The organism is Mucilaginibacter sp. P4_G9 (assembly GCF_056400985.1).
Map to the genome: position 1 here is coordinate 1 of NZ_JBFUKF010000044.1, position 22,529 is coordinate 22,529.

A 22,529-nucleotide genomic window follows, 5' to 3' on the forward strand; every position below is an offset into this window, starting at 1 on the left:
CCATTTAACAGATCAATGGTTTATTGCTCAAAAAAATAAACCCGCGGCAATGTTATCCGCATAAAGCTTACCGGCAGCAGTAAGATAGATGGTGCTCTCTTTTTGGGTGATCCATTCTTTGTCAAAGAAATTCCCAGCCGAAATCAGCAATTGGTCCGAAGAGCCTTTTGCAATGGCATTAAGCCTGTCCAGATCCAGTCCCCACATGGTACGGATGGAGGTCATGATGTACTCGTTCAGGCGGTTTTCTTCGGTAAGGGTTTCTGTTTCGGCGGGTATTTTACCCGTGATGATGGCCTGTATGTATTTGGCATTGTTGGCAATATTCCACTGCCTTACCTCGCCGTTGTAGGAGTGTGCCGATGGACCTATCCCCAGGTATTTTACGCCTTGCCAATAATTGGCGTTATGCTTTGAATGTTGGCCTGGTAAGGCAAAGTTCGAGATCTCGTAATGTTCAAAACCGTGATCAGCCATGGCTTGCATCAGCACCATGAACTGGGCGGCGCTTTGCTGATCGTTCATGGGCGGTTGTTTTTTTTTGCTGATGAATGATGCCAGAGCGGTTTGCGGTTCCACCGTCATGGAATACGCCGATATATGGGGGATAGCAAGCTCAAATATTTTATCGAGATTTTGTTTCCACTTGGCATCGGTAAGTAAAGGGTAGCCGTATATCAAGTCGGCTGTGATGTTTTCAAAGCCGGCATCCTGTACTCGTTTTACTGCCGATTCGGATTCGCGGGCACGGTGGGCGCGGTTCATCCATACCAAATCCTCATCAAAAAACGATTGGATGCCAATGCTAAAGCGGTTTATATTGGTTTGTTTAAATGCCTTTACTTTGGCTACGTCAAGGTCATCGGGGTTAGCCTCCAGCGTAATTTCGGCATTTGAGGCTACGGTATGCAGTTCTGTTATCGTATTAATAAGCAGGTGAATTTCGTCGGCTGCCAGCACTGATGGTGTGCCACCTCCAAAGTAAATAGTTTCTATTGTTTCGCCATTCAGGTAACTCTTTTGAAGTTTAATTTCGCTTACCAATGCCTGCACCAACTCGTCCTTATATTGCGGCGACGTGCTGAAATGAAAATCGCAATAATGACATGCCTGTTTGCAAAAAGGGATATGAATGTAAATGCCGGCCATGCTTTTAAGGGTTTGTAAACAAGAATAAAGTAAAGGAAGATAAAGTAATTATATTGGTCATTTTCAGTATTTTATATTAATTTTTTCTCTTTTATTTATTTGCGGTTGACCTTATTTTATGTTATTTTTGTTACTCACATGTTACTTTTCATATATGACGAGTAACACAAGTAACAAATAAATTATGGTAACGATCAGATATAAAAAGCTTAGCAGTGGTAAATTTAGTGCATATCTCGATATTTACTCTAATACCGTAGAGGGCAAAGGTAAGCGCAATTATGAATTTCTAAAGATTTATGTCGGTAAGGACTATTCCGTTCCGGGAACCCGGATTACAGAGTCAGATAAAGATAATCTTAAAATTATAAACGCCCTCCGCAATAAAAGAGAGAATGAATTGAATTTTTCGGACAATGGTTACAAGCAGCCTGCCAAAATAAATTATAACCTATTAGATTATTTTGATCAATGTTTGGCCAAAAAATTTAATTATAAATTGGAGTGTCTTATTATACACCTGAAAAGGTATTTCCCTAAAAGAGATGTTCTGATACAGGACGTGGATGACGAATTGTTAGATRACTTTCAAAGTTACCTGCTTAACCAGATCAGTAGAAATACGACTAATGCTTATTTGTCGGTTTTTCGGCAACATTTCAACAAGCTTGTAGTTAAAGGCATAATCACCGCTTCGCCCTTTACTTCGTTTAAGATCATAGAAGAAGGCGATACCGAACGGACTACCCTCACCATCGAAGAGGTTAGGACGTTAGCTAATTTTATTCCGAAAAGAGGGAATAGTCAAATCCGGCAGGCTTTTTTATTTTCATGTTTCACCGGACTGCGGTTTTCTGACGTAAAAAAATTAGTTTATAGTGAAATTGAAAATAACCAGATTACCTTTCGGCCTGCTAAAACAACAAAAAAAATTGTCCGGGTGCCACTGACTGATGATGCCAAATCGATCTTAGAAAATTTACCAAAGCATCATATTAATAAGAAAGTCTTTTGGGATTTGCCATCGAGCCAGGTAGTTAATGTTTACCTGAAGTTTTGGGCACTGGAAGCAGGGCTAAAGAAAAATCTGCACTTTCATGCTGCGAGGCATACGTTCGCTACTATTGGACTAACGTTTGGCATGGATATTTTCACAGTCAAGGAAATACTTGGACACAGCAAAATTGAAATGACACAGGTATATGCTAAAATTGTTGACCAGAAGAAAAAATTTGAAATGCTAAAATTTCCGCCATTAATCCAGGCAGATAACATTATAAACTATCTGCTTTCAATAGGTTATCAAAAGAGACAACATCCCAATTTCCCTGATGCTTTTAAGTTTGTAAAGCCTGTTTCTGACCAATTAATAGCGGTAGTCGAAATGTTCGATGATGGAAGTTTACAGTTAGTCGGTCTGCCTGGTGATGTTGAGCATGATGGACTTACATACTGGAATGAACGTGATTCCGTTTTTGATACTGATGTAATTAACCCAACTTTGGATGAATTTAAGATTATAGAAAACACGTTTACTAAAAATAGATAGTTGAATTGTAGTTTAGTTCAATACCCGAAATCACACAAGATTGTGCTAAAATTGTATATGGGAAAATGAAATAAGGTTTCAGAATTTGTTAGATGAAAAAGGTATTCATAGAAATTATTGCCGTCATTATATTTTGCTTACTCTACAGTTTAGTGCCTCAGTTTCGCCTGGCAATTATAATCTGTGGTATTGTATTGGGACTATGGATCGTGCCGGTACAACTCATCTTATCCATTAGTTACAAAAATTGGCGGGAGGAAATTGGCGACTATTATAGCCACCTTAATTTTGAAGATCGCCTGGCGCAGATAAGAAATAATTTTAAAGGAATGACGGACGCTGAATCCCAAAAGCTGCGTTTATTCTATATACATACCCTGATATTTCACTATGTTTTTTTAGTTGTTTATGCTTTGGCAATCATGGGCTGTATCATCTATTTGTTATATTATGGCAATACTAAATCCACTCCTATAGCGGTTTCAATCTCGATCTTAGCAGCCCTCATCGTTGCAATAGGCGGGTATTTTTTTGGCAGCGTTATGCTCTCGGTAAAACGGAAAAAGGTTCGTGACGAAATTTATTTTCTTTTGATTAACAAAGACTGGAGAAAGAAATTAAAAATCGCGGGTCAATCCGAATTTACCAGTTCATTTGATGAAATTAATGGAACTTCCTTTTACAGTTTCTGGTTGAAGGGAAAGACTTTAGAGGAACGGCAGGAAGCCTTTAAACAGTTCCTAATCAGCCTGAATGAAGGGAGTAAAAATGGTGAACTCTTTCAATTTGATGAGGGCAAAATTAAAATTATTGCAGCAGTCCAAGCCAATGCCGCTAATAAGTCCCTTGCGGGTTTTCTTCGGTTTTGTATTGAAGAATGCAGAGTGCTTTCCCCAAATATCCTGCATCATAAAAATCGCGAACTTCTACGTGATATTTTTGTCCTTAATCCCGAAAAGGATTTAGTGTTTCTGGAGGGCCAGCGCTATGTCACCACAGCGCCTGAATACACGGATGTGTATAGTCACGCTMTCAAAAAATAAGTTAAAACACAAACCCTGATAATACTTAAAGACTTAATCTAAACACGGTCATTCGATACCGACCAATCGTTCGTATAGGTTTATATTATGCTATTTATTTGCTTCTGAATCAATACGGAACGTAAATGAATATCAATGAAAACACCCGCGTAATAGATCTGAAAGTTTCCGATCTCATTACCATTCTAAAGGAGTCTACTCCAATCCCCATCGCACCAGTACATGCGTCCGAAGACGACGATGAAATCGGCGGTTACGAAGTTGCAGAAAGAGCTACGGGCTACGCCCGGCAAACTTGCTATCAATTAAAGTCGGAAGGTAAAATTCCTTACATCGCTATGCCTTCAGGTGGTGTTCGTTTTTCCAGGAAAGAAATCCTCAGCTGGCTCATGTCCCATAAAAAATTGACCAAGGAAGAGGTCGAGCAACGGGCAAACGATTTTGTATTCAAACGCAAACTTAGAAGAAAATGAGCAGGGTTGTACCCATTTATTGGCTGCCGGGCAGCATTAGTTTTTTTTATTTATTGAATCAATACAACTTAATGGAACGTATGAATTGTAAACAGGCAAAACAAATCTCAATCGTAGAATACCTGGCAAAATGCGGGATCAATCCCGTTTATGTGAGAGGCAACAATCATTGGTACCTATCCCCGCTGCGGGACGAAAATCACGCCTCTTTCAAAGTGGACAGCCATAAGAACCTATGGTTTGATCATGGCGTGGGCGAGGGCGGTAACTTCATCGACTTAGGCATCCGGCTGCACCATTGCTCGGTCGAAGAACTACTGGCGCGTCTGTCTGCGGACAATAACGCTCTTTCTTTTCACCCGCTTTCTGAGGTTCCGGGGGAACTTGTTACCACGAAACTTGTTCGCAACGCTCATAATACGGATGAACCACGAATCAACGTACTGGACGTTTCGCCATTGCAAAGTCTCGATCTGATCGCCTACATTAATAGCCGGGGTGTCGACCTCACAACCGTCCGCTGGTATTGCCGGGAGATCAAGTTCAGCATTAAAGATAAGACCTACACCGCTGTCGGATTTGAGAACCGATCCGGCGGCTATGAGCTGCGCAATCAATGGTTTAAAGGATCATCATCGCCAAAGGACATTACGGTAATCAGCACCCATGACAACGCGCAGGCAGTATGCCTGATCGAAGGGTTTATGGATTTTCTTTCCTTGCAGCGATTGCGCAAAATGCCCGATGTGCCCACCGACATCATTGTGTTAAATTCGGTTTCCCTCATCGGCAGAAGCATCGAATTGCTCGACAAATACCAGGACGTTTATCAATACCTGAACCACGATAAGGCCGGTTATTCCACTGCTGAAAAACTGAAAGCGGCGGGCATCCAAACAATTGATGCCAGCGGCTTTTACCAACAGTATAACGACATCAATGCTTTTTTGCTGGCAACAAAACAACAGGTTCCGAGGCAGGAAATTAAGTCACAAACACATGAAAGACCGGGACATGGTTTACACCGATGAAGACCCGCATATATACAGCTATAGGAATAGCTGTATATATCCGCTTTTTGCGGAGCCAGCTATGTTTCGGCCCTGCCGAAACTCGCTGGCCCCCCTTCATGCTATCGCATTTGGGGGGATTAGGAAAGATTTTATTAAGACAGATTTATGCTTTATCAGCCTGGATTTTAAAGTAAGTCAAATGAAGGAGACACAGAAAGTAAGAGTAGTAAACAAGGGTGGCCGCCCGAAGGCGCAAATAAAAAGAGATTGCCAGTTGACGGTGATGTGTAATATTATAGAGAAAAAGATGATACAGGCCAATGCCAGACGGGCCAGGACAAACGTATCAATTTATCTCCGTCAAGTAGGATTAAATGGCCGGATAACGGTGAAGACATTGCCGAAGGAAGTGTTGCAATTTACCGGCACCTTAAATCACATGGCGGCCAATTTAAATCAGATCGCCAGGAAGCGGAACAAGGGTGAAGATTTAAATACGCTCGACAGAGCATTGTTGAACCAGGAAGTCAGAGGCTTACAGAGTATCGTAAAAGAGGTTAAAAATTATTTGGCATGATCGGGAAAATCACTACCGGTAAAAGTTTTCGCGGCTGCATGAGCTACCTGCATGAAGGCCGGTTGCAGGAGAATGAGGAACTGCAAAAGCTGGAAATGGAAAAAAAGCAGGCCGAGGTTATTTATTATAACCAGTGCTTTGGCAACAAGAAAGAACTGATCCGGCAATTTGTAGAGGTAGCGCAATTGAACCCGAATGTCAGCAAGCCCGTGTTCCACGCCAGTATCAGTTTTGACCTGGCCGACAATGGTAAACTCAGCACCCAGGACAGGATCGATATTGCTCAAGAGTTGGCCAAAGAGTTTGATTTTGCAGATAGACAATACGTAGTGATTACCCATGCCGATACCGAACATGAACACCTGCATATTGTTGCCAACCGGATCGGGTTAGAGGGGCCGACCGCGAGCCACAGTAACAGTTATCGGCGCATGGCTGAATATTGCAGACGAATGGAACAGGCGTACAATTTAACCAAAGTACTAAGCCCTAACAAATTCCTGAAACCGGAACAGCGGGTGGCACAAAGCCAGCGGGTAGACCAACGCAAGCAACATTTAAAAGCACATTTGGCTAAGGCGGTTAAGCAATGCAAAAGCGTAAAGGAAGTCAAAAGCTTTATTGAGCAGAAAGGCTATCAGGTGGAACTTGGGCGAGGTATTGCTTTTACCGATCAGCAGCATGTCAGGTTCAAAGGCAGCCAGGTTGGTTACAGCCTGGCCGACATTGAAAAGAAAATCCGGCAGGAGCAGACACAGCGGCAAGTACAGCAAATGCAGGTAAAAAGTCAGGCACGCGATCAACGTCAGGCGCATGGGCAGGAACCACCCAAAAGTCTGGCCGATCAGTTACGGGAAGTGATTAGCGGGAATGAGCAAAAGGAGCAGAAAACCTATTTGAAGCAGGAGCCAGAAACGCATTATTTAAGGGCAGCGCTGGCAGCTGGCGGCGAATTGTTTGCTGGCCTGCTTCAAAATATACCGCAAGAAGAACCGGAAACGCCAAGCAAAAAGAAGAAAAAAAAATTAGGCCAGGATCAAAGCTACCACATAAGCAGGTAGGAAAATTAAATTGTTAAACCATTAATTAATGATAATATGAAGAATGAAGCAACAGCAATCGATGAAGTGACTATGACAGTTATGCTCAAAAATATTTTCGAGCATGAAGAAAAAATGCAGAAATACATGGAAACCCAGGCAGTAGCGATTAAGGAAAAAGACACCATGATCGAACGATTGCTCACCGAAAGCAAGAAGCAAAAAGAAGAATTTGCAACCAAGCTGGCCAATATTAAAGTGACTGCGCCAGCTCCTGATCTGTCCGTGGTAAAGGAAGCGATTACTGCCGGGCTTGCAGGCATCACTAAAAGCTTGGCTACAGACTTTGTTGCTATCAGAGAGACGATCAACAGAGGCCCTGCCCCGATCACACGGAAACTTCAGCTATTCACAGATGCCAAAACGCCTGAGCAATACAAAGCGGTGCTTTCATGGATCGTCTTTGGATTGATAGGCCTGGTAACATCTGTCGGCACCATTATGCTGATCTGGCACTATATGAATTTAACCCACGTCCGTTAATTCAATTCTGCCATGAACCCATTAAATATAGGGCAGCGGTTTTGGCGGCTGCCCTGCCAAACAACCAAAAAAATTAGTAAATTTGATTAACGATGGATAAGAGTATGGAAACACAAATTTTGACAGACGAAAGCGGTGAACCGACAAGAGTGGTGATGGATTACCAAACCTACGTTGAAATGTACCGGCAATTAAACCTGCCGTTACCCCCTGCTAAAATCGTACAGGCGCGCAATCCGCTCGACTGGTATACCAAGACAGAAAGCGCTAACTCTATATTAAACGGATTGGTAGCACTGGCCTCGCGGGAAAAAATGAAAGAATCTGAAAAGGCCAATCCTGATCAGCAGCGCATCGAGGAATTGCTGGCTTTACGCAAAGAGGCTATTGAGGCGGTAAACAACAATGATAATTTTTCCRGCCTGGAGCGGATGGATCAGGTCATTGAAAAATACGGTCCTATTTTATTAGCGGAGAAAAAAAAAATCCCGATTTAAGTTCAGCGTATGGAGTAGACCGAACCGAGTCCTTAAAGAACTTGTACACGCTCTCTGAACAACGGTTTGACAAAATTCAACAGATCATTATTGAAGATAACACGGCTATTGCTAAACCATCCGATAGCCCCGTGGTCATTATCTTAGGTGCCCAGCCTGGTGCGGGCAAAACAGAGTTAGAAAGAATCGCCAGGGCCGAATTGGGTGGTAATATTATTAATTGTAATGCAGACTTGTTCAGAGATTATCACCCTGACGCCCACGAGATCAAATCCCGCTTTGAATCCTACTATCCTTCACTTACTGCCAAATACGCCCAGGATTGGAATAATGGTTTGAGGGCTTACTGCGAAGACAACCGGCTTAACTATATACTGGAAACAACGTTTTCGTCCGGCCCAGAGATGAATAAGACCATCGATGAACTTCAACAAAAGGGCTACCGTGTAGAGATTAAGCTGCTGGCTATCCATCCCCGGCTGAGTTTGTTGGGCACCCACCTGCGCTTTGAGGACATGAAGTCCCAGGAGAAAGGTGGCAGAATGGTCGGCAAGGAAGTGCATGACCAAAAATATGAGATGGTTGCGCCCACCCTTTATACTGTACAATCTGCCGCATTGTACAACAAACTGCAAATGTATGGCCGTAGCGTTGAACCCGTTGAAGGTTCCTTTAAGTTAGGGGTTTATCTGATCGCTACCAATCCGCCTAATCCCTTGCAGTTGTTCCAGGATGAAATTGACCGGAAATGGTCGCCGGAGCTTTCAGCAAGTTTTAACCAGGGTGTTCAACATGCGGTTCATTTAATGCAGGCCAGGAACGCCGCTGAGCAGGAGATTAAAGGTTTCCTGAAAGACATGCAGAGTGAATATCCCACCCGAAAACAATTGCAGTTGCAAATGGAGCAACAAATAAAGGAGCAGGAATTTGCTGAGCACCTTAATAAGCGCATGGCGGGTGAATTGCCACATATTGACATCAATGGAACAGATTTTACCATAGACCTGCGGTTGGGCGAGTTACGTGAAACAAAAGCACCGGGAAACAGCATCCAATTGCACCAGATGCAGGCCGGGCGTGCAGGCGAAGCCTATCTCTTTTTCTATCATACGCAAAAACATACCGTTTACGATCCCCCGGCCAATATCAAATCACTGCCGAAAAATGTTGTCGTAGTCGAAATCCCCGTTGAAGCAAAGCTCGATCCGGTAGCTACGGCAGAAATACTTGAGGTTGATATTGAAGAATTTGTCAAAGCCCACCCTATTCAAAACGAGTTGACTGCTGTGGTTAAACAGCTTTTTCAATCTGCCTTACCAGAACTAATCCAGCAAAATTTGAGGAAGGAGGAACCAAAAAGGCAAGAACAAGATCAAAAAAAAGGCAGGAACTCCGACGAAGATTTAGACCAGGGACTTGACTGGACTCCTAAAATAGGCCGGTGAAATAAGATCACTATAACACGAAAGGGTTAATGGCTATTTCAATGAAAGCAAATCACAACGCGCGAAGCGCGTTGTGATTTGCTTTCATTCTTTGAAAAACTGATATTTTATTAACCTCAATGTCCGTAGTCCGGGTGTACGTAAATGATCTGATTATTGTAACAAAAGCGAACATTCATTCGATATAAATAATTTTTAACAATTTAAAAATAAAGCAGTTACAAAACTGGCATTGCAAATGTTGCCTTTTATCCAACTGCGCTTTTTCATCTCAATCTAACCGGTTATACTAATTTAAAATATAGAGCTATGTTTAAAAATTACCTGAAAACCACATGGAGAAATCTGATCGGCAATATCAGCTTTTCGGTGATCAATATCCTCGGCCTTGCGATAGGCATGGCCAGCGCCATCCTGATCTTACTCTGGATCCAGAATGAAATGAGCCATGACAGGTTTCACGAAAAAAAAGACCGGCTTTACGTCGTTAACAACAGGGATAAATTTAATGGTGAGGTCTGGGCCTGGAGTAACACGCCAAAGGCGCTCGGACCCGCGCTAAAGCAGGATTACCCCGATGTGGAAGATGCGGTGAGGGTGAACGACTACCAAACGTTCCTTTTTACGACGGGTGATAGACACCTGAATATTGATGGCGCAGCAGCGGACCCCGGCTTTTTGAAGATGTTTAGCTTTAAGCTGATCGCGGGCAATACGGATGCACTGAAAGGCAATAATTCCATCGTCGTTACGCAAAAAATGGCGATCAAGTTGTTTGGAAACGATGACGTGATGGGCAAAACGCTCAAAATTGACAGTGCTGACAATTTTACCATAACCGGCGTACTGAAAGATTTGCCAAATAATACGGCGTTCCATTTCGAATATATCATACCCTGGTCATACTTAAAAAAGATCAACCAGGACGATAACAGGTGGGACAACAATACGACAAAAACTTTTATCCTGTTAAAGCCCGGCGTAGCGCAAGCAGCTTTTGATGCCAAGATCAAAAATATTACTATAGAACATACTAAAAACGGCGACAAAGCTACTACGCAGGTTTTTACSCAGTTGTTTAGCGATGCCTGGCTCTACTCCGATGCCAAAAATGGTGTTTATGTAGGTGGGCGTATAGAAAGAGTGAAGCTTTTTGGACTGATCGCTATTTTTATCCTGCTGATCGCCTGCATCAATTTTATGAACCTGAGTACTGCCCGAAGTGAAAAACGTGCCAGGGAAGTTGGGATCCGTAAAGTAGCAGGAGCAACAAAAGAGATGCTGGTCGTTCAGTTCATCAGCGAAAGCGTTATGCTATCTTTTTTAGCGGGACTATTGGCCATAATTATAGTTGAATTGAGTTTGCCTGGTTTTAATCAGTTGGTGGGCAAAGAACTTTATATTGATTTCCACAACCCTGGGTATTGGTTATTTTCGATCCTATTTATCCTGTTTACAGGTCTGCTTGCTGGTAGTTACCCGGCATTTTACCTGTCTTCTTACCAGCCAGTAAAAGTCTTAAAAGGGGCTTTTAAAGCAGTAGATTCGGTAGTAACACCCCGTAAAATACTGGTTGTGCTGCAGTTTACCTTTGCCATCGCGCTTATTATCTGTACGATCATTGTACAACACCAGATAAAATTTGCCCAGGCACGTGAAACGGGTTATTCCCGCAATAATTTGATCTATGTCAATATGCAGGGCGATGTGGCCAGGAATTATGACCTGATCAAACTGGACCTGCTCAATAAATCTGCGGCAACCGCCGTTACCAAGTCTATGAGTCCTATTACGCAAAGCTACAGTGATAGCTGGGGGTTTTCATGGCCGGGAAGTACAGAGACAGACAAAAAGATTGACTTTGTACTGATGGCATCTGAAGCAGATTTTGTGAAGACCATGGGGGTAAAATTAACCCAGGGAAGAGATATCGATATCAAAAAATACCCGTCTGATTCTACCGCCTTGCTGTTAAATGAAACAGCAGTAAAAGTGATGCGGCTAAAGAGCCCGATCGGCGCATTGGTGCAAAATAATGGCGTCGACTGGCATGTAGTGGGCGTGGTTAAAGATTTTATCTACGAATCGCCCTATAAAAAAATACAGCAATTGGCAGTATACGGCCCCAAAGCATGGTTCAATATCGTACATATTAAGCTAAACCCCGCAAACACCATCGCAAAAAACATGGAGATGGTGGCACAGATCTTTAAACAATATAATCCCCGCTATCCTTTTGAATATAAATTTGTGGATGAGCAATATGCTGCAAAGTTTGAAGACGAAAACCGTGTAGGGACACTGGCGGCATTGTTTGCGGGATTGACCGTATTTATATCCTGCCTTGGATTATTTGGCCTGGCTACYTATGTGGCCGAGAACAGAATTAAGGAGATCGGTGTGCGAAAAGTCTTGGGAGCCTCGGTTACCAGTATTACCACTTTACTGTCCGTCGATTTTTTAAAGCTGGTCATTATCTCTTTTATTATCGCCTCGCCAATCGCGTGGTTCTCGATGAATAAATGGCTGCAGGGGTATAATTATCGCATCCATATCGAATGGTGGGTTTTTGCCCTTGCCGGAGGTCTTTCTATATTTATTGCAATTGGCACGATCAGCTTCCAGGCCTTAAAAGCGGCCCTGGCTAACCCGGTTAAGAGCTTAAGAAGTTGAGTCCGTATATTTTTCATATCACCCCATACGGCCTGGCCTTCCTGGGAACGATATTTACCGGGCTGACTTTTGCAGGGCAGTTATGGTTCGCTAAAAGAATTAACCGGAGTGCAAACCGTTTTCTTGCCTTAGCCATTTTAATCATTGTTTTCCGGATGGTTTGGTTATTGGGCATCGATATGGAGCTTGATGCATATTTCCCCCGCTGGCACTGGCTGCCGCTGCAATTTTCACTGGCGCTTGGTCCCCTGATCTTTTTTTATGTGCTTAAAATAACCCAGCCTGATCATAAATTCCGTCTTAAGGATCTACTGCATTTCAGTCCGTTATTACTTGGACTGGGTATGCAGGATAGCACTATTTATCATACGCTGACCTTTATTTCGGTAGGTATCTACCTGTATCGGTCCCATAGACTGATCGAAAGCTTTTACAGGCGGCTGAAATTTAACGGGGGTGACCGGCAGAGGAACGAATTGCGGTGGCTGCATAGCTCGCTGGCCGGTTTCAGCCTGTTGTGGATACCTTATGCAGCATTGGATTATTTTTATTACAACAACCAGTTGGGCGTCCAGGCTTGTCATTTTTTGTATCTGCTATTGGCGGCAATCGTCATCCGCATTGCAGCCATTACCTTTTTAAGGCCGGAGGTATCTGTTTCGCCAAATTCGCCTTCGCTTTTAAAGCTGCCGCTTCCCGCGGAACTGAAGCAAAAAGGTACCTGGCTGAAGAAAATTGTCAAAGAAAACCGGTATTACGAGGACCCGGCATTAAGTTTAAGTTCACTGGGTAAAAGGCTTGGCTTAAGTCCCCATGAATTATCCCGGATAATCAATACAACGCTCAAAAAAAGCTTCAACGATTTTATTAATGGATACCGGGTTGCGGAAGTGATCAGGAAAATGCAGGACGCGGCTTATGACCGGATAACCCTGCAGGGCATGGCGTATGATTCGGGCTTCAACTCGAAAAGCGCCTTTCACCGGATATTTAAGGAAATGACGGGTAAAAGCCCGGCAGAGTATAAAGCCGGTCTGCAAAAAGAACTCCCACCTTATAATGTAGGACAACATCCCGGATTTGCGGCAGTAATTTTGAACCRGAAATTAACCCACAGTTATATGCTTAGGAATTATATAAAAATCGCCTGGCGCAACCTCACCAGGAACAAGGCTTCTTCTTTCATCAACGTCGGGGGGCTTGCTGTAGGCATGGCTGTGGCGATGCTGATCGGTTTATGGATATGGGATGAGCTGTCGTTTAATAAATACCATCAAAATTACGACCGCATTGTCCAGGTGATGCAAAAGCAAAAATTTCTCGGAAATGTAAAAGTTTGGGAGCATATGCCTTACCGGCTGGTTAATGAGCTCAAAACAAATTACCGGGGCAGTTTTAAGCACATCGTGACTGCTACTGCAACAAGTAATTACTATCTGTCGCATGGCGAGACTAAAATAGCACAAACAGGGCAATATATTGATGCATCAGCGCCCGAAATGCTGACATTGAAAATGCTTCGCGGTTCATGGGCCGCACTCAACGATCCGCATTCGGTTTTGCTTTCGGCATCGGTCGCAAAAAGGCTTTTTGGTAATGCCGATCCTTTGGATAAAACGGTGAAAGTGAGTGATACCTGGGATGTAAACAACAGCACAAATTTAAAAGTGGCAGGGATCTATGAAGATCTGCCTCAAAACACTCAATTTCATGAAACACAGTTTTTTATGCCCTGGGATTTGTATGCTGCGGGCAATAAGCAGCTAAATGCCATGACATGGGATGATCACCGTTTTTTGATCTATGCTGAAATTCAACCCAATACTGACTTTGATAAAGTGGCTGCCAGCATTAAAGGTGCCGAGCTTAAAGTGATAAAGCACCTGGATAATATGAAGCCGGAAGTGGCTTCAAACCCGGAGATATTGCTTAATCCAATGAAAAATTGGCACCTGTATTCAAACTTTAAAGACGGCGTTGCCGATAGGGGGCCGATTCAATTCGTTTGGCTGGTAGGCATTATTGGCAGCTTTGTATTGTTGCTGGCCTGCATCAATTTCATGAACTTAAGTACTGCCCGTTCAGAGAAAAGAGCAATAGAAGTAGGTATCCGTAAAGCAATCGGTTCGGCACGCAGGCAATTGATCAGCCAATTTTTTAGTGAGTCATTGTTAGTAGCACTTTTTGCATTTATGATAGCCTTTTTGCTGGCAATCCTTTCAATTCCATTTTTAAACGACCTGGCTGCAAAGCAAATAACCATACCCTTTGCCAATTTATGGTTTTGGCTCGCCTGCCTTAGTTTTATTTTATTTACAGGGTTGCTGGCAGGAATTTACCCTGCTTTGTATCTGTCTTCTTTTCAGCCGGTAAAAGTGTTAAAAGGGGCGTTCCGGGCGGGCCGCATGGCGTCCGTTCCGCGGAAAGTATTGGTTGTGATGCAATTTACTGTTTCGATTGTATTGATCATCTGTACCATTGTTGTATACAACCAGTTGATCTTTGGTAAAAACCGCCCGGTAGGGTATTCACGGGATGGATTGATCCTGGTACCTGTGAAATCAATGGATTACACTGGAAAGTACGAAATCCTCAGAAACGAATTAAAAAACACCGGTGCAGTAACTGAAATGGCCGAGTCTGAAAGCCCGGTTACCGGGGTGTCCTCGCATAATGGCGGTTTCAACTGGAAAGGGAAAGATCAGGGTATAGAAGAAGATTTTGGAACATTAACAGTGACACCGGAGTATGGAAAAACTATTGGGTGGCAGTTTAAGGAAGGGCGTGATTTTTCGAGAGATTTCATTACAGATTCATCGGGCTTTGTAATCAATGAAGCTGCAGCAAGGTATATGGGTTTACAGCACCCTGCAGGTGAAACCATTCATTGGAAAAGTAAATGGCTAAATCTTGATAAGGATTACAAAATCATAGGTGTGATAAAAGATATGGTGATGAAATCACCGTTTGATCCTGTACAACCTACCATTTTTCGGCTCGGAGGTAATCCCAACTGGATCTTTATCAGGATCAACCCGATGGTAAGCGTCAGCAATGCCTTGCCCAAAATAGCCGGTGTTTTTAAAAAGATCATACCTTCCGTTCCATTTGAGTATAGTTTTGCGGATGAAGAATATGCTAAAAAGTTTGCTGCTGAAGAACATATTGGCAAACTAACAAGTTTCTTTTCATGCCTGGCCATCTTCATCAGCAGCCTTGGCTTATTTGGAATGGCTGCGTTTATGGCAGAGCAACGCACTAAAGAAATTGGGGTGCGAAAAGTATTAGGTGCAACAGTATTTACCCTGTGGCGGTTACTATCAAGAGATTTTGTGTTGCTGGTCATTATCTCGCTTCTCATTGCTGCCCCCGTGGCCTGGTATTTTATCTCAAAGTGGCTGCAGGGATACCAATACCGCACGCCAATTGCGTGGTGGGTATTTGTGTTGACGGGCATCGGCGCTTTGGTACTCACTTTAGCAACTGTAAGCTACCAAAGTATTAAGGTCGCATTGGCCAATCCCGTAAAAAGCCTGAGAAGCGAATGATTGTGGCGGTCTAACTGCGAAGGTATATGCGGGGTTCTGGCAATATTTATTTAAATCGATAATTCTTCTGCGAATTTTTGAAGCGTACGGACTCGAAAGGTCACCGCTTAACCCGTGGCGAACTCCGGGACTTGGTTTAAACCCAAAAAATAAATGAAAAAAGTAACAGGCGGTTTTTTAGCATTCATACTGGCATTTGCTGCATTGATAAGCTGTCATTGGMATTACCGCTCCACAGCATATTCGTATGTAAAACCCAAACAGCTTTCAGATGGACTGCCTGTAGATGGCATGTATAATAACGGGATGGACACCGGTAAAATTGTAGCGCTTACCAAACTGATACTGGCTGATAAATACGCAAATATCCACAGCCTGCTCATCTTCAGGCATGGCAAACTCATATACGAAAATTATTTTGCCGGTGAAGATGAAGTTGCAGGCAAAGGATATGCGGGTTATGTAAACCACACGATAAACGATCTGCACGATTGCAGAAGCGTTTCAAAAAGTTTCACCTCGGCGTGTATCGGTATCGCCCTAAAACAAGGCTTTATCAAAAGTATTGATGAGCCGATATTTTCCTACTTCAAAGCATATGCAAAATATTTCGATCCGGCTAAAAGAAAAATAACGATCCGGAACCTGCTAACCATGACCAGCGGGTTAGAATGGGATGAAAAGATTTCCTACCTCGATCCCAAAAATAGCGAAACACAAATGAATAGGAGCGATGACCCGATCTCGTTTATATTAAGCCGCAAGCTTATATCCGTTCCTGGCAGAACCTGGAATTATTGTGGAGGCAGCACACTGCTTTTAGAAGAGATCCTATGGAAAGCTACCGGCGAAAGACTGGATAAATATGCGGAGAAGAATTTGTTTGCCCCGTTGGGCATCAGGAAGTATACATGGGTCTCCATGCCTAAGAATAAGAATATGACTGCTGCCGCATGGGGCCTCCGGTTGAGGTCGAGGGACCTGGCCAAATTCGGGCTTCTGTATATGAACTATGGCAAATGGGGCAATACGCAGGTATTGGATACAGATTGGGTAAAACAATCCTTAAGTGCCCAGGTTTCCAGGCTATCGGAAAGCCCAAATATACCTCGTGGTTATGGTTTTCAATTTTGGGCTGACTCGTTTACACAAACGCGGTACAAAACTGATATTCCTTTTGCAAATGGCAATGGCGGGCAGGTCATCGTTTTTTGGAGGGACATGAATATATTGCTTGTATTTACCGGGGGAAATTATAATCGAAACGATAGAGCAAGGGATATCTATGCTACATTTACCAATTACATTGTTCCTTCGGTCAAAGAGATGCAGCCTTACCTTAAGTAAAATGGGAAGCGGATGATCGGTATAAATATCCAGGCACTATTACTCTTGGGTCATAGCTAAAAGCACTGGAGTGAGCTGTTTTAAGTACTTATAATTCACATGGCAGATCTCGGGCTCAACAACACATGGATTTCACAAACCCGTGTTACCCATTTGTTACTTATCCGATTTATTTCGTTTAATGTCAGGCTTTTATTCAATGCCGGCCATTGGGGCAAAAGTAAATAAATTTTAAAGGGGTGAGGGAAAATCCTTTCCGAAGCCTACGCCCTATAATGAGATACGATATCTCAAAACCATTCGTATACTTCTGCAAAATGTTATGTTGAATTTAGATCAGTAAAGAAATTATTCTTTGACAAGTTCACCATTTTTATAAGTTTGCTCAACACTTCCTGAGCCATCCTCTTTGTACATGATCCACTTGTCATCATACTTATCATTTTTAAAGGTCCCTTCTGCTCTTAATCGGCCGTCCGGCAACCAGTATTTATGGRCTCCTTCTCGTTTGCCTTTGGCAAAATTGCCTTCTCTTGCTTTCTTTCCATTGTCGTACCAATAAGTCCAAAAGCCATCTTCTTTTCCGTTTTTAATTTCCCCTAGGCTATACAACTGCCCATTGAGATAATAGATTTTTTTATAGCCGTCACTAATTGGCTTAAATGTCAAATGTTTTAGCCGTGTGCTGTCCAAACGATTGCCATTTTTAATAAAATCGATCTTGCTAATTAATGTATCATTAATGCTTACGTCATACTTTTCCAAATCCACGTTTTGTCCCCTAGCGAATAATGAAAAAAGTATCGGCAAAATTAAAATGGTTAGTCCTTTTGCGTTCATATAGTACAGTTTGTATGTTGCTTGTAATTACCGCTAACTAATATAATATTTCATTTTCTAAACAGAACCAGCGCCGGTCTTGGTTTGTTGTTGTTAGTCAGCACAATATACAATGATTATAAAAAACCTTAAATCTTTCTACTCAACTAAAACATGCCATGATATCCTTATTAGCAAAATAGGTTAATAGGCCCTATCTACGTGTTACCTATATGTTACTTTAAGATTATAAATAGCTGTTATTCAATATAATATTCTATTCCAGCCATGCGGCAAAGGTATATATAAGTATTTATCTGTATAAAGATTATTCAAATACGGCGACAAGGGCAGCGGAAAAGAAAGCAAATCTTTGGCGGGGTTTCTCAATATTGTATTGAAGATCGTAAAGTTCTTTCCAAAACTTACTCTCAAAAACTTCTTTCGCAAACCTGTATTTTACATCATCTACATTTTGTCCGTAGATTTTAGTCGGTATGAAAGAGTAAGATTATTGCCATAAGTGTTCTCATTAATTAACTTTTGTCAGTTTGTCAAAATAGCTCGGGTACTTATATAATCATGATCGTGCTAAATAGAGCCTGGGCAAAATCAATGCGGCTGAAAATTGCAATGATATTGCTCTAAAAAAATGCCGAAGCTCATTTTAGTTCAGAAAAAGTCATCTGACGCCCGATTAATATGACTGTTTTTCCCGACATAAGATCATTATAAAATATGACCGTCATCAGTTTTATAATGCACACAAACAGGCAGCTTTACATCACAAATTAAATGTGTAAAGTCATGAAAACAATAGTAATTGCCACCGATTTTTCAGATGGGTCGAAACAGTTGGCCCGATACGGATTTGAACTGGCCAAACAATTACGCAGAACAAAACCAATGGTCCCCCATATATTTATATGAACACAATCGCCGTACTGACCGATTTTTCAGAAAGATCCGTCCACGCTACCCGTTTTGCCATGCATATGGCCAAAAAGATGAGGGCAAAAGTATTATTGTTCTCCCTTAGCGCTGTTCCGGTAAACCTAAACCTACAGCTCGTGCCGGCCGGTGAGCCAGAGCATTTGTGGGATTCTGGTAACGCGTTGGCAGATTTTACCCTTCGCATGGAGATGGACCTGAAGAACGGATCATTTCCGGGCTCTTCTTTACCTGAAGTGGCATTTAACGATGAAGGCCCGGAAATGGTGGATATAATGACAGCCATCATGAAGAATAACCAGATCGCTATGATTGTTACTTTTCCTTTCGGTAACGATGACCTGGTGACGTATATGCTCGGTGATGCCTGTAACAGGATCATTGACTGGGCCACCGTTCCGGTGCTTGTTGTACCCGAAAGCGCAGCAATCAAAAACTTTGAAAAAATTGCCTTTGCTTCGCAGCTTCACAAAGAGGATATTAATTCCATCGCCGAATTGGGCGGCCTGATGGAGGGTTTCGCAGCGGAATTGATGGTTGCCCACCTGAACGAAAATCCCGCAGACACTTGTAGTGAGGAAGCCGAAAAACAACTTAACCGTGACTTGTATCAAAAACTGAACTTCGGAGGTGCTTATTTTCGTAGTATCCCCGATAAGAATACCCAGAAAGATTGGAATTGGTTGAAAGCCAATAAAAAAACGGATTTGCTTGCAGTTGTCCAGCAACCACGGGAGCAAATGGCAACGTTCTTTAAAAGAGGACAAAGTAGTCAGGCCTCTTACCATATCACTATTCCGGTGATCATACTCCCCTCAAGACCCTGAACACTTAAAAGAATTCAAAAGGAGGGGCCTTTGCCATGGGTGAAGGCCCTCTCCTTGTTTTTACCTTATATCTCTATTCTGCTTAATTTCGCTTCCGAACAGGTTAGCTCGCCAATCCAATCCTGAAAAAACTGGTTGGTGTGGTATGCAGATTCAACAAAAAGCGTTTTATAATAGCTAATACCATCCTGCAGTTGTAACTTGAATTTGACCAGTTGCTTCCTTTTTTTATCGTTCAGATCCTTCAATTGGGGTTGTAGATCATGTTGCAGGTAGTCAATATATAGATTCAGCTCTTTGATAAACATATGGGGCCGTTTGATCTTGTTCAACAGGTCTATGGTCCCGTAAATATGCCTGACCATTTCTTCCAGGGTATAAATCCGGGAAAAATACGCCAGGTTAGGACCGGGGCAGATTGCAACCGCTTTGTTTTCCCGGGGCTTGAGCATATCATATTTGATATAGGCAGATGCGCAAAGGCCTTCGCAAAGGCATACTTTTTCAACTATGGCCTGAAATTGATATTCATATTCTGGCTTCGGAAGGTCCATGGTTTGCAGTTGCTGCAGTTTAAGATGCTGGTATTCACGGGAAGCAGTGCAAATGGGCTGCTCGGTAAACTCCGTATCCGTGCACAAATATTTTTTCGTGCAGGGACTGCCTGGCCGGTTATTGTCGAGCCTTTTCAGGCGGAGTGATTCCGATGTGCTCTTTTTAAAGTTATTGAACTTAATGCCAAGAGGAGAGGCATCGCTCACAAAATAATCATCTTCCCCGGCATGTTCCAGTTGCTCCAGCGTTTCCTTATCCACGTTGGTGACCTCCGGGACCAGTAAAAAAGGACTACCCCAGCCGGTAGCGTCCATTTGGTAGTGATCCAGCAAAAATTCGTTTTCCGAGGCAGTGCCAATCCCGCCTTGAACACTCAGGCGTTGCAGGGGTATTTTAACGCAGGTGATTCCCTTTTCAGCCAGCGCGTTTTGGTAGCTCATAGAAAGCTCTTCCAGCATGTCCTTACGTTTCTGCTTAAATTCTTCAAGGATCGGTCCAAGCAGAAAGCCCTCTGTTGCAAAAGCGTGGCCACCGCAGTTAAGGCCGGATTCTACGCGTAATTCTGATATCCATATGCCTTTTTTAGCCAAAAATTTCGCCTGGATAAATGCAGAACGAAAATCACTCACCTTCAGGATGACTTTTTTGCACAGCTGACCGTTTGCGTCCGGATAGAAATCCGCGAATGTTTCCAGGTAACTATATAAGCGGGGGTTCATACCGGCAGACATGATCACCGAGGAATGCAGGCTGCTTTTGACAAACCCGCGAAGTGCCGCCAACGCATCCGTATTCAGGTCGCCGCTGGAATCGCCGTTTACCGTGTAATTCATTTTGTCTACTTTAGACATGATATTGACATCAATAGCACCCGGTTTCATTTCTTTTTTAAGTAATTCCTGAAAGTGTTTTTTTTGCCATTCATCCCTTACCTCCAGCATTAGGTCATAACCCTGCTTTAAACGTGTATTTTCTGGAAGCAGCTCAAAATAACGACACAGATCGTTCCCGGCTTCAAATTGCAAAGCTTTCAACTCTTCAAACTGCCGGTCAACCAGGCGATCAACCAGGTTCARGTAAGCAGTGATCCTTCTGGCCCGGGCGTCATCCTCCTTTTTTAAAATGGGGATAAAGGCCTCACCGGCAAGCTGCGTATGGTATTGGCGCATCCTTTCAATCAGTTCATCATCAACAATAGACATGGAGGAGGATATGCCATAACGGGCAACCTTTAAAGGAGTATCAATGGAATAGCCCAGTCCTAAAACGGGGATGTGAAACGTATGACTCATATTAATGGGATTAGCTTGATTTAATTAAATTTTGAATGTTGGGTTCTGTCAAAAAATCAGTTGTTTTGCCCGCAGCAGATCTTCCATTTCAAGGGCTTTAGGGAAAAGGATATTGTTTTCCAGATGGAGATGTAAATGCATGTCCTCCTCATAGGCCGCAAGCAGCTTGTAGAGGATCGCGCAGGTGTTAGAAGTATAGATAGGGGCTACATAGCCATTGGTTAATTGCCTCATCAGCCGGAAATCTTCTGCCACTTTTCCACTATCTGCCTGCATCAAATAAAGGAGCTCTGAAATATGTCCAAAGTCTGCTTCCTTTATTTTTGCACCGCTCTTGTAGGCTGTATTTAGCATAGTTAAATAAGGAAACAATATTGTTTCTTCTTCGGCTCCTTTTAGTTCGAGCGTTTTCCCTGTGTTAGCAAATAAATCTGCGACCTGCTTAATTTCGGGGTTACGTACCCGGTCAGATTCAGCAACTTTGTACGCCAGTTCGGTAATAAACCGGGTTTGTGTACTTACAAAGCGATGATGGAACTCGATGATATAGTTTGTCAGAAAAGCGATGTCCCAGCTTAGGTAGTTCGCTTCTTTTTCAGGCGCCACCGAATCTATTTCGGCCAATTGCAGCCATACCTCTTCATCGGACAATCCCTTTTCTTCGCAGGCTTGTTTGATGGTTTTATTTCCGCTGCAACTAAAATCTATATCCAGGCTTTTAAATACCTGGGCTTTTCTGTAATCCCTTGAAACGATCTTTCCTATCGTATCCCCATCGCTGCTTATTGCTTTTTTTATAATTTCTATTCGCCAGATTGCCGGTCCGTTTTCAGGCACCTTCCATTGAAAGGCATTACCGCGCTTGTTCAGCAGCAGATGAAAAAGTGGCCCGGGTTCATGATCATCAATAATGATCATGGCGTTTTCCGGCCTTAAAGCATCAAATTTTTCGAAAATGACCGGATGCTTTAAACGAGGTTCAATTGCGGTTATATCTATTATCTCGGGTGTGTCCATTCAAAGAGTTTGCCCGCAAAGCTATTCTGTGATGGTTGTTCAATAAATGACCAAGGTCATATATCGCTGAAATCCGTATTATTTTATTGCGGAACAAGAAAAATTTGTGAAGCAGAAATGGCGTGATTGATTTGTGGGTAAAGAAAAAATTAACTCTTATAAACATCAAAA

General features: G+C 42.8%; 18 protein-coding genes. 14 read left to right on the plus strand and 4 right to left on the minus strand.

Annotated elements, in window-relative coordinates; genetic code table 11:
- Positions 1-27: 27 nt before the first annotated feature.
- A complete protein-coding gene (gene hemW / locus AC1DPZ_RS06515) occupies positions 28-1,149 on the minus strand; it encodes a radical SAM family heme chaperone HemW (RefSeq protein WP_477402048.1) in 1,122 nt (373 codons plus the stop codon).
- Between the two features lie 184 nt (positions 1,150-1,333).
- On the opposite strand from hemW, the gene AC1DPZ_RS06520 reads away from it, so the two are divergent.
- From AC1DPZ_RS06520 to AC1DPZ_RS06575, 12 genes are all read left to right on the plus strand, one after another.
- Positions 1,334-2,698: a site-specific integrase gene (locus tag AC1DPZ_RS06520; RefSeq protein WP_477402050.1), complete on the plus strand. Its 1,365-nt coding sequence runs from the start codon at positions 1,334-1,336 to the stop codon at positions 2,696-2,698.
- A gap of 92 nt (positions 2,699-2,790) precedes the next feature.
- Positions 2,791-3,741: a hypothetical protein gene (locus AC1DPZ_RS06525; RefSeq protein WP_477402052.1), complete on the plus strand. Its 951-nt coding sequence runs from the start codon at positions 2,791-2,793 to the stop codon at positions 3,739-3,741.
- A 125-nt stretch (positions 3,742-3,866) separates the two neighbouring features.
- Entirely contained in the window at positions 3,867-4,214 is a 348-nt protein-coding gene (locus AC1DPZ_RS06530) for a helix-turn-helix transcriptional regulator (protein WP_477402053.1), read from the plus strand.
- Positions 4,211-5,245, plus strand: a complete 1,035-nt coding sequence (locus AC1DPZ_RS06535; RefSeq protein ID WP_477402055.1) for a toprim domain-containing protein — start codon at positions 4,211-4,213, stop codon at positions 5,243-5,245. Before AC1DPZ_RS06530 ends, AC1DPZ_RS06535 begins: the two co-directional genes overlap by 4 nt.
- Complete coding sequence (locus tag AC1DPZ_RS06540; protein WP_477402057.1) at positions 5,214-5,804, plus strand: plasmid mobilization protein; 591 nt, start codon at positions 5,214-5,216, stop codon at positions 5,802-5,804. The genes AC1DPZ_RS06535 and AC1DPZ_RS06540 overlap by 32 nt, the downstream gene beginning before the upstream one ends.
- Complete coding sequence (locus AC1DPZ_RS06545) at positions 5,801-6,865, plus strand: relaxase/mobilization nuclease domain-containing protein (protein WP_477402059.1); 1,065 nt, start codon at positions 5,801-5,803, stop codon at positions 6,863-6,865. Before AC1DPZ_RS06540 ends, AC1DPZ_RS06545 begins: the two co-directional genes overlap by 4 nt.
- A 36-nt stretch (positions 6,866-6,901) precedes the next feature.
- Positions 6,902-7,387 (plus strand): hypothetical protein, encoded by a 486-nt coding sequence (locus AC1DPZ_RS06550; protein WP_477402060.1) that lies wholly within the window; start codon positions 6,902-6,904, stop codon positions 7,385-7,387.
- A gap of 92 nt (positions 7,388-7,479) precedes the next feature.
- Positions 7,480-7,884 carry a hypothetical protein gene (locus tag AC1DPZ_RS06555; protein WP_477402061.1) on the plus strand — a complete coding sequence of 135 codons (405 nt, stop codon included), beginning with the start codon at positions 7,480-7,482 and terminating at the stop codon, positions 7,882-7,884.
- Positions 7,885-7,925: 41 nt separating this feature from the next.
- On the plus strand, positions 7,926-9,329 hold the full coding sequence (locus tag AC1DPZ_RS06560; RefSeq protein ID WP_477402063.1) for a zeta toxin family protein: 1,404 nt from the start codon (positions 7,926-7,928) through the stop codon (positions 9,327-9,329).
- A 309-nt stretch (positions 9,330-9,638) separates the two neighbouring features.
- Positions 9,639-12,002: an ABC transporter permease gene (locus AC1DPZ_RS06565; protein ID WP_477402065.1), complete on the plus strand. Its 2,364-nt coding sequence runs from the start codon at positions 9,639-9,641 to the stop codon at positions 12,000-12,002.
- Positions 11,999-15,550, plus strand: coding sequence for an ABC transporter permease (locus tag AC1DPZ_RS06570; RefSeq protein WP_477402067.1), 3,552 nt, complete (start codon positions 11,999-12,001; stop codon positions 15,548-15,550). The genes AC1DPZ_RS06565 and AC1DPZ_RS06570 overlap by 4 nt, the downstream gene beginning before the upstream one ends.
- Before the next feature lie 153 nt (positions 15,551-15,703).
- A complete protein-coding gene (locus AC1DPZ_RS06575; protein WP_477402068.1) occupies positions 15,704-16,897 on the plus strand; it encodes a serine hydrolase domain-containing protein in 1,194 nt (397 codons plus the stop codon).
- Between the two features lie 348 nt (positions 16,898-17,245).
- On the opposite strand, the gene AC1DPZ_RS06580 is transcribed toward AC1DPZ_RS06575, so the two are convergent.
- A complete protein-coding gene (locus tag AC1DPZ_RS06580) occupies positions 17,246-17,737 on the minus strand; it encodes a toxin-antitoxin system YwqK family antitoxin (RefSeq protein ID WP_477402070.1) in 492 nt (163 codons plus the stop codon).
- 786 nt (positions 17,738-18,523) lie between these two features.
- Here AC1DPZ_RS06580 and AC1DPZ_RS06585 point away from each other — a divergent pair.
- Complete coding sequence (locus AC1DPZ_RS06585) at positions 18,524-18,646, plus strand: hypothetical protein (protein WP_477402071.1); 123 nt, start codon at positions 18,524-18,526, stop codon at positions 18,644-18,646.
- Positions 18,643-19,494, plus strand: a complete 852-nt coding sequence (locus tag AC1DPZ_RS06590; RefSeq protein ID WP_477402072.1) for a universal stress protein — start codon at positions 18,643-18,645, stop codon at positions 19,492-19,494. The genes AC1DPZ_RS06585 and AC1DPZ_RS06590 overlap by 4 nt, the downstream gene beginning before the upstream one ends.
- A 65-nt stretch (positions 19,495-19,559) precedes the next feature.
- Here AC1DPZ_RS06590 and AC1DPZ_RS06595 read toward each other — a convergent pair whose 3' ends face one another.
- Positions 19,560-21,341, minus strand: a complete 1,782-nt coding sequence (locus AC1DPZ_RS06595) for a hypothetical protein (RefSeq protein WP_477402073.1) — start codon at positions 21,339-21,341, stop codon at positions 19,560-19,562.
- 48 nt (positions 21,342-21,389) lie between these two features.
- Positions 21,390-22,358 carry a DUF542 domain-containing protein gene (locus AC1DPZ_RS06600; protein WP_477402075.1) on the minus strand — a complete coding sequence of 323 codons (969 nt, stop codon included), beginning with the start codon at positions 22,356-22,358 and terminating at the stop codon, positions 21,390-21,392.
- Positions 22,359-22,529 lie beyond the last annotated feature (171 nt).